This window comes from Rhodanobacter sp. FW104-R8, assembly GCF_001617365.1.
Classification (GTDB): domain Bacteria; phylum Pseudomonadota; class Gammaproteobacteria; order Xanthomonadales; family Rhodanobacteraceae; genus Rhodanobacter.
The window spans coordinates 30,867-45,620 of sequence record NZ_LVJR01000021.1 but is presented as its reverse complement, the minus strand read 5'-3'; the positions used below and the strand labels follow the sequence as shown (position 1 = coordinate 45,620).

The window sequence follows — 14,754 nt, the reverse complement described above, 5'->3', positions numbered from 1 at the left end:
GCGTCGGCTTGGCAAACGAAGGGGCGGCCATGGCCGCCCCTTCGTTCGTGCACGGGCGCGGGATCAGTTTGTCGCGCTGACCTGCAACACCTGGCCGGGCTTGAGCGCTTGTCCCTGCAACTGGTTCCAGCGCTGCAACTGACTGACATCCACCGCATAGTCGCGTGCGATCTGCCACAGGCTGTCGCCACGCTTGACGGTATGGGTTCTTGGCGCCGCTTGCGCACCCGCAGGGCTTTTGCCGCCGCTGGAGGCGTCGCCGGCTTGCGCCGGCATGGCCTCGCGGAATTGCTGGGCATGGCTGGCGGGCAGCAGCAGGTAGGAGGCCGCACCGGCGTCGATCATGTTGCCGCGGAACGCCGGGTTGAGCTGCTTCAGCGCATCCGCCGGCATGCCGGCGTGGTCGGCGGCCTGCGTGATCGGCATGGAGTGGGAAATGGTCATCTTCACCAGATGTTCCTCGCCCGTCAGGCTCGGCAGGCTGACATTGAAGCGCTCCGGCTCGCGCACCACACAGGCCATGGCCAGCAGCTTGGTCAGATGCTCGCGGGTCACCCTGCGTACCGGCCAGTCCGGGATCACCGGCCGCTCCGCCGGCATGCCGTGGCTGCGGATGATCCTGCGCACGCTGAATTCCCCGGCGTTGTAGGCATAGTCCGCCACGCGCCAGTCATGGAACTGGTCGTGGTACCGCTCCAGCAATTTCATCACTGCGTGGGTAGCGGCCGGAACGTCGAGGCGGCCGTCATAACGGCCGTCCACGCGCAAGCCCATGGCGCCGGCAGTTACCGGCATCAGCTGCCACATGCCGGCCGATCGGTGCCGCTTGCCGGTTGGAGCAGGATGGAAATGGCTTTCCACCCAGGGCAGCAGCACGAATTCACCGGCGACGTCGTACTGGTCGGCCACTTGTTGCACGTAGGCCAGGCGCGGCAAGACTGCCTGCAATTGGTTCTCGAACTGCTTCGGGTTGCGCGTATAACGCGAGGCCCAGGCCATGATCGCGGGATCGGCATTGCAGTCGGCCATGGCGAAGCTGCCTCGCAGTCGCTCCCAGATGTCGGCCTGCGGTGCCGGTGCGGGCTTGTCGATGACGGACCTGGCGGCCGGTTCGGCGGCGGGTGTTGCGGGCGGGCCCTCAACCGCAGGGTTCCTGGGTGAAGGCATGCTGGCACATGCGCCAAGCAGGATCGACAGCAGCAGCGGCGGCAGGCATCGCAGAGGCTTGCTCATCCGTGGAATCCATCCTTGGCGGAGCGTACGGCGGCAAAACGGGCGACCCGGTCGCCGCCGCCGGCGTGCAGCCGGCACCATTCGGCGACCCCCGCACTGTCGATGCGCAGGAACGGATTCGTGGCCAGCTCGCCGGCGAGGCGCACCGGCAGGGTGGGCTGGCGTTCGGCACGCAGGCGGGCGACCTCCTGCAGCCGTCGCTGCAGTTCGGGATTGGCCGGCTCGACGGTGCGGGCGAAGCGGCCATTCGCCTCGGTGTACTCATGCCCGCCGCACACCAGGGTCTCGCCCGGCAGCCGCGACAGGCGATCCAGCGAGGCGAGCATCTGCGCCGGCGTGCCCTCGAACAGGCGGCCGCAGCCCAGGCTGAACAAGGTGTCTCCGCACAGCAGCAGGCCGGCTCCGGCGTAAGCGATGTGGCTGAGGGTGTGGCCGGGGATGGCGATGACTTCGAAACGCACGGAGGGTGCGGCCAGTTCGACCCGGTCGCCGTCGCGCACCCGCACGGTCGCCTCGTCGATGCGCTCGTCGACGGGGGCGTATACCGGCACGTCGTAGCGCGCGCGCAGCGCCGGCACGCCGCCGATATGGTCGTGGTGGTGATGGGTCAGCAGGATTGCCCGCAATTGCAGCCTGCGCTCGGTCAGCGCGCGCTCGACCACTCCGGCATCGCCCGGATCGACGACGAGGGCGTTGCCGGCGTCGTCGTGCAACAGCCAGATGTAGTTGTCGGCGAGGGCCGGTAACGGGACGAGATGCAAGGCGGGCTCCGCTGCGTTCGAGGAACATCCGGACGGGGTCCGGGATGCTGGTTCCGGGGTCAACGACAGACGCAGCCGTCCTGGGCGCGCATGAGGCGGTCGACTATAAAGTGGTGCTGTCGCCAACTCGTTAGAACAACGTTAATCGACCATGCTGCCGTTCAGCAGCGTGCGGCAGTTCCATTCCGTCTGCGACCTGCTGCCGCATCGCGCCAGCCGTTACACTCTCCGCTACAGACGAAAGGCCGGTTGCATGCATCATCGTGATGACGACATCTATGCCAGCGCGCCCTTGCGCCGGTTGCTGGATGAGCAGCGGCGGGCATTGATGCCGGAACTGCAACGCTGCTACGGCACGCACGCGCTGCTGCTGGGCGCGTTCGCCGACGACGTACCGCCGGCGTTGCCGATGCTTGGTTGCTGGACCGTGCTGCAGCTGGCACATGGCCGTTACCGTGGCGACCTGCTGGCGTCGGCGGGCGAGCTACTGCCGTTCGTCGATGATGCGTTCGAACTGGTGCTGCTGCGGCATGCACTGGAGCAGGCACCCGACGCACCAGCCTTGCTCGACGAGGCGGTCCGCGTGCTGGCGCCGGGTGGCGTGCTGGTGCTGACTGGCGTGCATCCGGTCAGCGGCTGGTCGCCCTGGTTCCACTGGCGCACGCACGGCAGGCGGTTCGCCCTACAGATGCCGTGGCGTCTCGGGCACCGGCTGCGGCAGGCCGGGCTGGAGGTCGAGCAGGTGCAGCGGGTAGGCCGCATCTGGCCGGGCCTCGCGGTGCACCCGGCGGTCCCGGTCAATCCCTGGGGCGGTGGCTATGTGCTGATGGCGCGCAAGCGCCGCCGCATGGCCACGCCGTTGCGGATCAGGCCGGCGCCGGTGGCCGTGCCGGCCGGCAACCGGCTGTCGCCGAGCACCCGGCGCAGTTCGGCGGTGTGACTTTCTATGGAATACGTGGATAACGATGAGCGAAGTGGAAGCATTTACCGACGGCGCCTGCCTGGGCAACCCCGGCCCGGGCGGCTGGGCTGCCTTGTTGAAGGCGAAGGGCAGCGAGCGCATGGTATCCGGCGGTGAGCCGGCCACCACCAACAACCGCATGGAGCTGATGGCGGCGATCGGTGCGCTGGAGGCCTTGAAGCGACCGTGCCGGGTGACCCTCACCACCGATTCGCGCTACGTGATGCAGGGCATCGAGCAGTGGGTGCCGAAATGGCGCGCCAATGGCTGGCGTACCGCCGACAGGAAGCCGGTGAAGAACCAGGACCTGTGGCAGCGCCTGTCCGATGCAGTGGGCGCCCACCAGGTGCGCTGGCAGTGGGTAAAGGGCCACAACGGCCACATCGAGAACGAACGGGTCGACCAGGCCGCGCGTGAACAGGCCGAGCTGATGAAGGGCAGGGCATGAGGCAGATCGTTCTGGATACCGAAACCACCGGCCTGGAAGTGCGCCAGGGCCATCGACTGGTGGAAATCGCCTGCGTCGAACTGGTCGAGCGCCGGCTCACCGGCCGGCACTACCAGACCTATCTGAACCCGGATCGGGCGATCGACGAAGGCGCCCGCCTGGTGACCGGCATCGAAGACGAGTTCCTGCTCGACAAGCCGCGCTTTGTCGAGGTGGCGGAGGAGTTCCTGGCCTTCATCGACGGTGCGGAACTGATCATCCACAACGCCAGCTTCGACATCGGCTTCCTCGATGCCGAGCTGGCCCGGCTGGGCGAAAACGCGGGGCGGATCGGCGACCGTTGCAGCGTGCTGGATACCCTGGCCATGGCGCGCGAGCGCTACCCCGGCCAGCGCAACAGCCTCGATGCGTTGTGCAAGCGGCTCGGCGTGGACAACTCGCGACGCGACCTGCACGGCGGCCTGATCGACGCCCAGTTGCTGGCCGACGTGTACCTGGCGATGACTTCGGGGCAGGTGGCTTTCGACCTCGGCTTCGAGGGGGCGGCCGAGCAGCGGGACGCCGTGGTAATGGCGCCGGTGGTCCTGCATGCGCGCCCGCGCGTGCTGCATGCCTCGGCCGAAGAACTCCGGCAGCATGAACAGCGCCTCGACGCATTGGACAAGAGCAGCGCGGAAGGCCGGAGCGTGTGGCGGCGGCTGGGTTGAGCGCGCGGCGCCGGGTTCAGCGGGAACGCACGATCAGTACGGTGATGTTGTCGTCACCACCGCCGTCAAGCGCGTCCAATAACAACTGATCCACGCATTCCTGCGCAGCCAGTTCGGAGCGTGCGACCGTGCATGCGATCGTCGCGTCACTGACGTTTTCGGTGAGCCCGTCGCTGCACAGCAGGAAGGCCGTGCCCGGCTCCAGCTGGCCCCGGGCCATGCCGATGTTCAACTGTTCGGCGGTGGTCACGCCGAGCGCCTGGGTCAGCACATTGCGCTGCGGGTGCTGCGATGCCTGCGCCGGATCGAGCCGGCCGGCCTCGACCAGCGCCTGCACCAGCGAGTGGTCGTGGCTGATCTGCCGCAAGCCCTGTTTCCACAGATAGACCCGGCTGTCGCCGACCCAGGCGACTTCGTAGCCGTCGCCGCTCGTCCGCAGTGCGGCAATCGTGGTGCCCATCGGCAGCACGTCGATGCCGTGCCGGGTTTGCGCCAGCAGCCGTTCGGCAGCCGCGTGTATCGCCTCGATCAGACTTTGCCCGCGGCCGACCAGCTCGACCATGGTGTCGCGCACCAGGGCCGATGCCACTTCGCCATGCTGATGTCCGCCCATGCCGTCCGCGACCAGGAACAGGCCCAGCGAGGCATCGGCATAGTAGGTGTCCTCGTTGCGCGTGCGGCGCAGGCCGACGTGGGTGCCGTGTCCGAATTCGATCATGGGTACAGCATGCCGGATGTGGGGTTTGGGAGCAAAGTTGCGCGTCGGCGTCTTGAAAGCTGAGCCGAACCATCTGCGCGCAACGCGAAGGGCAGCCTGCGGCTGTCCCGATTCGCTTCCGACGTATCGGTCGGGCCCTGGCGGGTTCTCACCCGGTTGCATCATCGGAAAAGCAAAACGCCCCCGCGAGGGGGGCGTTTTGCGTATATGGCGGAGAGGGTGGGATTCGAACCCACGGTACGCTTACACGTACGCCTGATTTCGAGTCAGGTACATTCGACCACTCTGCCACCTCTCCGAAGGGGTGCGCGTGGTCCGCGCGAGCCGGCAAGTTTACGCGGTGCTTCCGGCCGTGACAAGCGTGGCGGATGCTTGCCTGCCACGACCGGACGGGCGTGCTCAGCCGGCCTTCTTCTTCGCCAGCCGCAGCCAGGTGTCGACCACCGTGTCGGGGTTGAGCGATACCGACTCGATGCCCTGGTCCATCAGCCACTCGGCCAGGTCGGGATGGTCGCTGGGGCCCTGGCCGCAGATGCCGATGTACTTGCCCTTGGCGCGGGCGGTCTTGATCGCCATGGCGAGCAGCTTTTTCACCGCCGGGTCGCGTTCGTCGAACAGGCTGGCCACGATGCTGGAGTCGCGGTCCAGGCCCAGGGTGAGCTGGGTGAGGTCGTTCGAGCCGATCGAGAAGCCATCGAAGATGTCGAGGAACTCGTCGGCGAGCAGGGCGTTGGAAGGTACCTCGCACATCATGATGACCTTGAGGTCGTGTTCGCCCTGCTTCAGGCCGTTCTTCGCCAGTACCTCGATCACCTTGCGGCCTTCGCCCAGCGTGCGCACGAACGGGATCATCACCCACACGTTGGCCAGGCCCATCACTTCGCGCACGCGCTTGACCGCCTTGCATTCCAGCCCGAACGCCTCGGCGAAGCTGGGATCGACGTAGCGGCTGGCGCCGCGGAAGCCGATCATCGGGTTCTCCTCGTGCGGCTCGTAACGGCTGCCGCCGAGCAGGTTGGCGTACTCGTTCGACTTGAAGTCGGACATGCGCACGATCACCGGTTTCGGGTACACCGAGGCGGCGATGGTGGCGATGCCCTCGGCGAGGCGGTCGACGTAGAACTCGACCGGGCCCGCATAGCCGGCGATGCGCTCGTCGATCTTCGCCTTGGTCTCGGCATCCTGCCTGGCGTATTCCAGCAGTGCCTTCGGATGCACGCCGATATGGCTGGCGATGATCATCTCCAGGCGGGCCAGGCCGATGCCGGCGTTCGGCAGCATGCCGAAGTCGAACGCGCGCTCTGGGTTGGCCACGTTCATCATGATCTTCAGCGGTGCCTCGGGCATGGCGCCGAGGTCGGCGGTTATCCGCTCGAACTTCAGGATGCCCTGGTAGATCGTACCGGTGTCGCCCTCGGCGCAGGACACGGTAACGTCGGCGCCGTCCGGGATCAGCTCCAGCGCGTTGCCGGTGCCGACCACGGCCGGCACACCCAGCTCGCGCGCGATGATCGCCGCATGGCAGGTGCGCCCGCCGCGGTTGGTGACGATCGCCGAGGCGCGCTTCATCACCGGCTCCCAGTCGGGGTCGGTCATGTCGGCGATCAGCACGTCGCCGGGCTGCACCTTGTTCATGTCGGCCAGTGAGCGGATCACGCGCGCCTTGCCGGCGCCGATCTTCTGGCCGATGGCGCGGCCCTCGGCCAGCACCTTGCCTTTCTCGCTGAGGTGGAAGCGCTCGAGCTGGGTGGCGTGCGCGCGCGACTTCACCGTTTCCGGACGCGCCTGCACGATGTACAGCTTGCCGGTATGGCCGTCCTTCGCCCACTCGATGTCCATCGGTCGGCCGTAGTGCTGCTCGATGATCAGCGCCTGCTTCGCCAGCTCCTGCACGTCGGCATCGCTGATGCAGAAGCGGTTGCGCAGTTCGGCCGGAGTGTCCTCGGTTCTCACCCGCTCGCCAGGCGCGCTGGAATAGACCATGCGCAACTGCTTGGCGCCGAGGTTGCGGCGCAGCACGGCGGGCTTGCCGGCCTTCAGCGTGGGCTTGAACACGTAGAACTCGTCCGGGTTGACCGCACCCTGCACGACCATCTCGCCGAGACCGTAGGAGCCGGTGACGAACACCACGTCGCGGAAGCCGGATTCGGTGTCCAGCGTGAACAGCACGCCCGCCGCGCCCACGTCCGAGCGCACCATCAGCTGCACGCCGGCGGAGAGGAACACGTCCTCGTGCTTGAAGCCCTGGTGCACGCGGTAGGCGATGGCGCGGTCGTTGTACAGCGAGGCGAAGACTTCCTTCACCTTGTGCAGCACATCCTCGATGCCGACCACGTTGAGGAAGGTTTCCTGCTGGCCGGCGAACGAGGCGTCGGGCAGGTCCTCCGCGGTGGCGGAGGAACGCACGGCCACGGCGACCCCATGCGATCGTCCCCGATCGCCAGAATCAAGAACCGGCCTTCCATGGCCGGACTCTTCACCAAGAGCGTCCTTGCAAAGTTTTTCGTAGGCGTCGCGGATCGCCTGCTCGAGCTCGGCGGGCAGGGCGGTGTCGACGATCCAGCCGCGGATCTCCTTGCCGGCCGCCACCAAGGTGTCGACGTCGTCGACGTCGAGCGTGGCCAGCCGATCCCGGATGCGCCTGGCCAGGCCGCTCTTTTCCAGGTACCGCTGGAACGCATCGGCGGTGGTGGCGAAGCCGCCGGGCACGGAGACACCGAGTTTGGCCAGGTTGCCGATCATCTCGCCGAGTGAGGCATTCTTGCCGCCGACCTTGCCAAGGTCGGTCATGCGCAGTTGGTCGAGCCAAAGCACCAGGTCGTTCAAGGGTGTCTCCTCAAGGAAAGCACTGCAGATAAGTGGAATGGGCGCGGCACGAAGGCCCGGAGCGGGTCGCAAAGAACTGGTATTGTCCGCTGCGGATGGTGCGCGGCACAAGAAGACCATTCGGGGCCGATGTCATTCCAACCGCATACCAGTCAGCCGGGAGTCAATCGGCGACAGCTTTTCGCGCTTGCGCTAAGGTGCCGCCAAACGCCATGGCGGGACCAGGACGCTGTATGTATCGGACGGTTTTTTTCATCTCGGACTCTACCGGCATCACCGCGGAGACGATCGGCAACAGCATCCTCGCGCAGTTCGAGGGCATGCAGTTCGACAAGCATCGGCTGCCGTTCACCGACAATGCGCACAAGGCGGAGGCGGCTGCGCTGCGGATCAAGACCAACTACGCGCAAACCGGGCAGCGGCCGATCGTGGTCAACACCATGGCCGACCGTGCGCTGTGCGAGATCGTCGCCGCCAGCGGTGCGCTGATGCTGGACGTGTTCGCGCCGTTCATCGGCCCGCTGGAGGACGAACTGGGTGCCAAGCGTTCCGGTGCGGTCAACCGTTCGCACGGCATGGTCGATTTCGACAAGTACGAGGCACGCATCAACGCCACCAACTACGCGCTCACGCATGACGACGGCATCGACGTGAACTACGCCGAGGCCGACCTGATCCTGGTGGGCGTGTCGCGTTCCGGCAAGACGCCGACCTGCCTCTACATGGCCTTGCATTACGGCGTCAGTGCCGCCAATTATCCGCTGACCGACGAGGACCTCGAGAAGCTCGAGCTGCCGGCGCGCCTTCGCCCGTACCGGGACCGGCTGTACGGACTGACCATCGATCCGCTCCGGTTGGCGCAGATCCGCGAGCAGCGCCGCGCCGGCAGCCGCTACGCCACCTTGCAGCAGTGTCGCTGGGAGCTGGAGCAGGCCGATCGCCTGATGCGCCAGGCCGGCATTCCCAGCCTCAACACCACGCACGTGTCGATCGAGGAAATCGCCAGCAAGATCTTCGACCGCTTCGGTATCGAGCGGACCATGTTCTGATTGCCGACCGGAGTCGCGCGCGCCCGCCATGAGTGCCGTACTGGACAATCGCCGCAGCCTGCTGCCGGGACGCTTCGAGTTCCTGATGGGCCTGTATGCGGAGAACTACCACCGCCTGATGCGGCTGTTCGCGCCGCAGCAACTGGCGCCGGGCCGCTACGTCTCCGACGTGGACGATGGACTCGACGTCCATTTGCACGTGCAGGAATGCCATCCGTATACGCTGGAGCTGGAGCTCACCTACGGCTTCGTCGATGCGCATACCGGGCAGCGCGCGCCGTCGGCGCAGTTGCGCATGTATACCGACGCGCACGTGGCCGAGGCCCTGCATTGCCATCCGGGGCGGCACCTGTGGCAGGTGCTGGGACCCTTCCCGCCGGCGCACAGCGTGTTCCAGCACCGCCTGCGCATGAACGGGTTCCTGTCGCGCTGGCTGGAGTACCTGGCCGAGCAGGGGCATTCCGTCGGCACGCTGGAGCCGCAACGCGGACCCTGATCCACCCACAGCAAAAAGCCCGCACGGGGCGGGCTTTTTGTCTGAATAGTGGCGGAGTGGACGGGACTCGAACCCGCGACCTCCGGCGTGACAGGCCAGCATTCTAACCGACTGAACTACCACTCCGCATTTCATCCAGCGTTGCGAGCCAACTTGGCGTCCCCACGGGGATTCGAACCCCGGTCGCCACCGTGAAAGGGTGATGTCCTAGGCCTCTAGACGATGGGGACGGATAAGTTGGTGGAGCCAGGCGGGATCGAACCGCCGACCTCCTGCATGCCATGCAGGCGCTCTCCCAGCTGAGCTATGGCCCCGCCGCTGGAAGCCCGAAAGAATAGGTCCGAGCCGGATATCCGTCAAGCTTTTTTTCTGTACCGATTGCCGGGCCGTCGAAGGTCTCCTGCGGCGGCTGCCATTCGCGCGGCGGATAGCACCGGCGGTTCGTTTAAGCTGCGGCGAGACGCGACCGGAAGGACTGGGCGGATGCACGAGATCGGCTTCATCAGGGACCTCGCCGTGGTGATGCTGGTGGCCGGCGCCACCACGATCGTGTTCCAGCGCCTGCACCAGCCGGTGCTGCTCGGCTACATCCTTGCCGGCGTGCTGATCGGCCCGCATGCGCCTGGCATGCTGGTGGCCGACCCGCGCGCCATCGACGACATCTCCAACCTCGGCGTGGTGCTGCTGATGTTCACGCTGGGGCTCGAGTTCAGCGTGCGCAAGCTGCGCGAGGTCGGCATCGGCGTGCTGGCGGTGGCCGTGGGCGAAGTCGGCGTGATGCTGTGGGCTGGCATCGGGGCCGGCCAGCTGCTCGGCTGGAAGGGCATGGATGCGTTGTTCCTTGGCGCGACCATCTCGTTGTCGTCGACCATGGTGGCCACCCGCACCCTGGCCGAGAACGGCCAGCAACAGCAGCCGTTCGCGAAACCGGTGGTGGGCTTGCTGGTGGCCGAGGATCTGCTGGCCATCGTCATGCTGACCCTGCTCACGGCGATCGCGATCGGCGGTTCGACGCTGGCCGAAACCGCGTTCACGCTGATCGGTCATCTTGGGTTGTTCGTGGTCGTAATGATGATTCTCGGCCTGTTGTTGCTGCCGCGTCTGGTGGATTACGTGGCCGGTTTCGGGCGCGATGAAACCTTGCTGGTCAGTGTCCTGGGCATCTGTTTCGGGGCAAGCCTGCTGGCGGCCTGGATGGGTTTCAGCATGGCGCTGGGAGCGTTCCTCGCCGGCGCGGTGGTGGCTGAGTCGCGCAGCGTGGGCCGCGTGCTGCAACTGGTGGAGCCGCTGCGCGACATGTTCGCCGCGCTGTTCTTCGTGGCGATCGGGCTGAAGATCGATCCCGCAATGCTGTGGCAGTACGCGCTGCCGGCGCTGGCGATCGCCGCGGTGGTGATCGTCGGCAAGACGCTGGCGTGCGGCCTGGGCGTTTTTCTGGTGGGGCACGACGCGCGCGCGTCGTTCCGCGCGGGCCTTAGCATGGCGCAGATCGGCGAGTTCTCGTTCGTGATCGCCACGCTGGGCCTTTCGCTCGGCGTGATCAGCAATTTCCTGTATCCGATCGCCGTGGCGGTCTCGGTGGTGTGCATGGCGGCTTCGCCGTACCTGAACCGCTCGGCCGACGGGCTGGCCGATCGCCTGCGGCGGATCACGCCGCGCTCGGTGCGGCTGCTGGCGGCCAGTTACAGCGGCTGGCTGGAAAATCTGATGCCGGTCAACGAGAACAGCGCGTTGGCCGCGGTCTTCCGGCGGCTGCTGTGGCATATCGGGATCAATGTCCTGCTGGTGGTGACGCTGTTTGTGATCGGCGCTTATCTCAATGCGCACAACTGGAGCTGGTTCTCGATGCTCGGCATCGATCGGGACCTGCGCCATACGCTGATCTGGGCCGGTGCGCTGTTCCTGTCCCTGCCGATGCTGATCGCGGTTTACCGCAAGGCCGAGGCGCTGGGCATGCTGCTGGCGGAGATCGGCATACGCGAGCGGTTGGCCGGTTCGTATACCCAGGCCATCCGCAACGTGCTGGCGCGGGTGATTCCGCTGGCGACCCTGCTGGCGCTGGGCCTGCTGGTGAGCGCACTTGGCTCGGCCATCCTGCCGCCGCGCGGCATCGCAATCAGCCTGGCGGTGCTCGGGGTGGTGCTGGCCGTGGTGTCGTGGAGGGGCCTGGTGCGGATCCATGCACGGCTGCAGGCGGCGCTGAAGGAAACCCTGGAGAAACCCGAACCTCCCCCCGGCGGCTCCGGGCCGACGTGAACCTTCCCGGGCAGGCCGATGAACCTTTGTTCCGATTCATGGTCGTAGTCAAGATCGTTGCCAAGTCCCGGCAAGCGCCGCACAATGCGCGGGGCCTGCCTCCATCGGGGAGGCCCGGTCGGCAACGCCGGCATATCCATACTTGAGGGAGTTACGAATGAAGCACTTTCTGCGTCCCACGCTGACGGCGGTCGCGATGGCCGTTGCGCTGGGCATGACGGCAGGCGTCGCCGCCCAGACCGCCGGCGCTGCTGGCACGGTTGACAAGGCCAAGGCCAGCTACGTTGTGGGTTGGGAGATTGCTTCCCAGGTTCCGCCGATCATGCGCGACGAGCTGGATCCGACCGCGGTGGCGAATGCGGTGAAGGCCGCGCTGTCCGGCCAGAAGCCGACCATGAGCGAGACCGAGGCCAAGCAGGTGCATGACGCCTTCATGGCCAAGATCCAGGGCAAGTACCAGGCCGAGATGGCCAAGCTCGCCGCCAAGAACAAGACCGAAGGCGATGCCTTCCTGGCCAAGAACAAGACCGCGCCGGGCGTGAAGACGACCGCGTCGGGCCTGCAGTACCAGGTGCTCAGCCAGGGCACGGGCGCCCGTCCGGGTCCGAACGACACGGTCGAGATCAACTACACCGGCAGCTTCGTCGACGGCCAGGTGTTCGACGCCTCCGCCAAGCACAACCCGCCGGGCGCCGCCAAGATCCCGCTGGCCGGCGTGATTCCGGGCTTCCGCGAGGGCCTGCAGTTGATGCAGGTGGGTGGGCACTACAAGCTGTTCATTCCGGCCGCGCTGGCCTATGGCGCCGAGCCGCAGCCGCCGATGCCGCCGAATGCCACGCTGATCTTCGACGTGAGCCTGGTCAAGACCGGCCCGACGCCGGCCGGTGCTCCGGGCGAGAAGTAATCCACCGGCGCCGATTCGGGGCCTTGGCGGAACGGAAGGGCGCGAAGCGATTCGCGCCCTTCTGCATTTTCGGCGCAGGCGGCGCCGTGCGGCATGCGTGCGCGGCTACAATAAGCAGTTGACGCCAAGGGAATCGCCACCACGATGATGAAAGTCACCATTTTCGGTACCGGCTATGTCGGCCTGGTCACGGGCGCCTGCCTGGCAGAGATGGGCAACCACGTGCTTTGCGTCGATATCGACGTAGCCAAGGTCGAGCGCCTGCAGCGCGGCGAGATTCCCATCTACGAGCCCGGGCTGGAAGCCATCGTGCGGCGCAACCATGCCGGCGGCCGGCTGGATTTCACCACCGAGGCGGCACCGGCGATCGCTCACGGCGAACTGATCTTCATCGCCGTCGGCACGCCGCCGGACGAGGACGGCAGCGCCGACCTGAAGTACGTGCTGGCGGTGGCCGCAAGCATCGGCAGGCACCTGGACCGCTACGCCGTGGTGGTGAACAAGTCGACCGTGCCGGTGGGCACCGCCGATCGCGTGCGCGAGGCCGTCGCGGCCGAGCTGGCCGCGCGCGGGGTCGCCGCCGGTTTCGACGTGGTCTCCAATCCCGAGTTCCTCAAGGAAGGCGCGGCGGTGGACGATTGCATGCGTCCCGACCGAATCGTCGTGGGCGCCTCCAGCGAGCGCGCGGTGGCACTGCTGCGCAAGCTGTACGCGCCGTTCAACCGCAACCACGACCGCATGGTGGTGATGGACGAGCGCTCGGCCGAGCTGACCAAGTACGCCGCCAACGCCATGCTGGCGACCAAGATCAGCTTCATGAACGAGATCGCGAACATCGCCGAGCGGGTCGGCGCCGACGTGGAGCTGGTGCGCCAGGGTATCGGTTCGGATCCGCGCATCGGCTACCACTTCATCTATCCGGGCGCCGGCTACGGCGGCTCGTGCTTCCCCAAGGACGTGCAGGCGCTGGAGCGCACCGCGCATGCCCATGGCTACGATGCGCAGCTGCTGGGTGCGGTCGAGGCGGTCAACCGGCAGCAGAAGGACAAGTTGCTCGAGCTGATTTCGCGGCACTTCGACGGCCGGCTGGCGGGCAGGACGGTCGCGCTGTGGGGCCTGGCGTTCAAGCCGAATACCGACGACATGCGCGAAGCGCCCAGCCGCCAGCTGATGGAGACATTGTGGCAAGCCGGCGCGAAGGTGCGGGCGTTCGACCCGGAGGCACGCGAGGAAGCGCAGCGCCTGTACGGCCGGCGCGACGACCTGGTGCTGTGCGAGCAGGCGATGGACGCCGTGCGGGGTGCCGACGTGCTGGCCGTGGTCACCGAGTGGAAGGCGTTCCGCAGTCCGGATTTCGCCGCCATCCGCGCCGCGCTGGCGGAGCCGGCGCTGTTCGACGGGCGCAACCTGTACGATCCGGCCGTGGTGGAGGAGGCGGGGCTGGCTTATTACGGCATCGGCCGAGGCCGCAGCCTGCGGCGGCCGCGATGAGCCACCCGAACGCCCCCCTCGCGCAGCGGCTCGACGACATGGAGGTCAGGCTGACCTTCATCGACGAGGCGGTGCAGGCGCTGACCACGGCCGATGCCGACCAGTCGCAGCGGATCGCCGCGCTCGAGCGCGCCCTGCGCGATCTGCGCGGCGAAATGGCCGCGTTGCGCACCGCGCAGGCGGACGACCCGCACGACGAGCCGCCGCCCCCGCATTATTGACCCTGTTGCCTGCCGACCGATCCCTGTCCCACCGATTACGGAATACCCGCATGGCCGACTCCCTGCGCGATCAGCTGCTCAAGAGTGGCATCGTCAAACAGGTCCAGCAGAACCGGGCGCACGAACCGAAACGCCCGTCGCCGCCGTCAGGCAAACCCGCGCGCAAGGGCGGCAAGCCGCCTGTCCCGGGCCGGCAGAGCCTGCAGGATATCGACTTGGCCAAGGCCTATGCGCTGCGCTCGCAGACCGAAGCACGCGAGCGCAAGCGGGTCGAGCAGGAAGCGGCCGAACAGGCCAGGCTGCGCCACGAGCGCAAGCAGAAGATCCAGCAATTGCTCGACGGCAAGGCGCTGAACAAGGCCGAGGCCGACCAGCCGCGCCATTTCGAATACGGCGGCAAGATCCGCCGGGTGCACGTGGACGCCGAGCAGATGGCGGCCCTCAATGCCGGCAGGCTCGGCGTGGTGCAGCAAGGCGGCCGCTACCTGCTGGTCAGCCGCGAGATCGCCGAGCAGGTGCGCGACATCGATGCGCATCTGGTGGCGCTGCTGATCGAGCCCGGCTCCGTCGGAGTCGGCGACGATGGGGTACCCGACGACCTGATGTGGTGATTGGACGAGGAGTGAGTGGAGAGGAGTGAGAAACGAGTAGGCAATACGTCGCTCTCACTCATTTTCACTCCT

14 protein-coding genes and 4 tRNA genes are annotated in these 14,754 nt (G+C 66.9%); 10 read left to right on the top strand and 8 right to left on the bottom strand.

What is annotated here, in order from left to right; genetic code table 11:
- Nucleotides 1-63: 63 nt before the first annotated feature.
- Nucleotides 64-1,314: a transglycosylase SLT domain-containing protein gene (locus RHOFW104R8_RS05790; RefSeq protein ID WP_235605133.1), complete on the bottom strand. Its 1,251-nt coding sequence runs from the start codon at nucleotides 1,312-1,314 to the stop codon at nucleotides 64-66.
- Nucleotides 1,230-1,994: a hydroxyacylglutathione hydrolase gene (gene gloB, locus RHOFW104R8_RS05785; RefSeq protein ID WP_068094853.1), complete on the bottom strand. Its 765-nt coding sequence runs from the start codon at nucleotides 1,992-1,994 to the stop codon at nucleotides 1,230-1,232. The genes RHOFW104R8_RS05790 and gloB overlap by 85 nt, the downstream gene beginning before the upstream one ends.
- Nucleotides 1,995-2,247: 253 nt before the next feature.
- Here gloB and RHOFW104R8_RS05780 point away from each other — a divergent pair, with 253 nt between their 5' ends.
- From RHOFW104R8_RS05780 to dnaQ, 3 genes are read left to right on the top strand one after another with little or no spacing between them, the layout of a single operon-like run.
- Complete coding sequence (locus RHOFW104R8_RS05780; protein WP_068094872.1) at nucleotides 2,248-2,934, top strand: class I SAM-dependent methyltransferase; 687 nt, start codon at nucleotides 2,248-2,250, stop codon at nucleotides 2,932-2,934.
- Between the two features lie 25 nt (nucleotides 2,935-2,959).
- Nucleotides 2,960-3,403, top strand: coding sequence for a ribonuclease HI (gene rnhA / locus RHOFW104R8_RS05775; RefSeq protein WP_068094856.1), 444 nt, complete (start codon nucleotides 2,960-2,962; stop codon nucleotides 3,401-3,403).
- Nucleotides 3,400-4,110: a DNA polymerase III subunit epsilon gene (gene dnaQ, locus RHOFW104R8_RS05770; protein WP_068094859.1), complete on the top strand. Its 711-nt coding sequence runs from the start codon at nucleotides 3,400-3,402 to the stop codon at nucleotides 4,108-4,110. Before rnhA ends, dnaQ begins: the two co-directional genes overlap by 4 nt.
- 16 nt (nucleotides 4,111-4,126) lie before the next feature.
- Here dnaQ and RHOFW104R8_RS05765 read toward each other — a convergent pair whose 3' ends face one another.
- The 3 genes from RHOFW104R8_RS05765 to ppsA all read right to left on the bottom strand — a co-directional run bounded on the left by RHOFW104R8_RS05765 (nucleotide 4,127) and on the right by ppsA (nucleotide 7,654).
- Complete coding sequence (locus tag RHOFW104R8_RS05765; RefSeq protein ID WP_068094862.1) at nucleotides 4,127-4,828, bottom strand: PP2C family serine/threonine-protein phosphatase; 702 nt, start codon at nucleotides 4,826-4,828, stop codon at nucleotides 4,127-4,129.
- A 208-nt stretch (nucleotides 4,829-5,036) separates the two neighbouring features.
- Nucleotides 5,037-5,126, bottom strand: a tRNA-Ser gene (locus RHOFW104R8_RS05760).
- A 101-nt stretch (nucleotides 5,127-5,227) separates the two neighbouring features.
- Nucleotides 5,228-7,654 carry a phosphoenolpyruvate synthase gene (gene ppsA / locus RHOFW104R8_RS05755; protein ID WP_068094864.1) on the bottom strand — a complete coding sequence of 809 codons (2,427 nt, stop codon included), beginning with the start codon at nucleotides 7,652-7,654 and terminating at the stop codon, nucleotides 5,228-5,230.
- A 233-nt stretch (nucleotides 7,655-7,887) separates the two neighbouring features.
- On the opposite strand from ppsA, the gene RHOFW104R8_RS05750 reads away from it, so the two are divergent.
- Nucleotides 7,888-8,703, top strand: a complete 816-nt coding sequence (locus RHOFW104R8_RS05750) for a pyruvate, water dikinase regulatory protein (protein WP_068094868.1) — start codon at nucleotides 7,888-7,890, stop codon at nucleotides 8,701-8,703.
- A gap of 28 nt (nucleotides 8,704-8,731) precedes the next feature.
- A complete protein-coding gene (locus RHOFW104R8_RS05745) occupies nucleotides 8,732-9,199 on the top strand; it encodes a DUF1249 domain-containing protein (RefSeq protein WP_068094870.1) in 468 nt (155 codons plus the stop codon).
- A 49-nt stretch (nucleotides 9,200-9,248) separates the two neighbouring features.
- Here RHOFW104R8_RS05745 and RHOFW104R8_RS05740 read toward each other — a convergent pair.
- The 3 genes from RHOFW104R8_RS05740 to RHOFW104R8_RS05730 all read right to left on the bottom strand — a co-directional run bounded on the left by RHOFW104R8_RS05740 (nucleotide 9,249) and on the right by RHOFW104R8_RS05730 (nucleotide 9,513).
- Nucleotides 9,249-9,325: transfer RNA gene (locus tag RHOFW104R8_RS05740), tRNA-Asp, on the bottom strand.
- Between the two features lie 28 nt (nucleotides 9,326-9,353).
- Nucleotides 9,354-9,429, bottom strand: a tRNA-Glu gene (locus RHOFW104R8_RS05735).
- Nucleotides 9,430-9,437: 8 nt separating this feature from the next.
- Nucleotides 9,438-9,513 (bottom strand) — tRNA-Ala (locus tag RHOFW104R8_RS05730).
- 169 nt (nucleotides 9,514-9,682) lie between these two features.
- On the opposite strand from RHOFW104R8_RS05730, the gene RHOFW104R8_RS05725 reads away from it, so the two are divergent.
- The 5 genes from RHOFW104R8_RS05725 to RHOFW104R8_RS05705 all read left to right on the top strand — a co-directional run bounded on the left by RHOFW104R8_RS05725 (nucleotide 9,683) and on the right by RHOFW104R8_RS05705 (nucleotide 14,682).
- Nucleotides 9,683-11,455, top strand: coding sequence for a cation:proton antiporter (locus tag RHOFW104R8_RS05725; RefSeq protein WP_068095822.1), 1,773 nt, complete (start codon nucleotides 9,683-9,685; stop codon nucleotides 11,453-11,455).
- A gap of 157 nt (nucleotides 11,456-11,612) precedes the next feature.
- Nucleotides 11,613-12,359, top strand: coding sequence for an FKBP-type peptidyl-prolyl cis-trans isomerase (locus RHOFW104R8_RS05720; protein ID WP_068095820.1), 747 nt, complete (start codon nucleotides 11,613-11,615; stop codon nucleotides 12,357-12,359).
- Between the two features lie 147 nt (nucleotides 12,360-12,506).
- Complete coding sequence (locus RHOFW104R8_RS05715; protein WP_068095830.1) at nucleotides 12,507-13,850, top strand: UDP-glucose/GDP-mannose dehydrogenase family protein; 1,344 nt, start codon at nucleotides 12,507-12,509, stop codon at nucleotides 13,848-13,850.
- Nucleotides 13,847-14,071: a SlyX family protein gene (locus RHOFW104R8_RS05710; protein ID WP_068095818.1), complete on the top strand. Its 225-nt coding sequence runs from the start codon at nucleotides 13,847-13,849 to the stop codon at nucleotides 14,069-14,071. The genes RHOFW104R8_RS05715 and RHOFW104R8_RS05710 overlap by 4 nt, the downstream gene beginning before the upstream one ends.
- A gap of 50 nt (nucleotides 14,072-14,121) precedes the next feature.
- Complete coding sequence (locus RHOFW104R8_RS05705) at nucleotides 14,122-14,682, top strand: DUF2058 domain-containing protein (protein ID WP_068095816.1); 561 nt, start codon at nucleotides 14,122-14,124, stop codon at nucleotides 14,680-14,682.
- The last annotated feature ends 72 nt before the right edge of the window (nucleotides 14,683-14,754 follow it).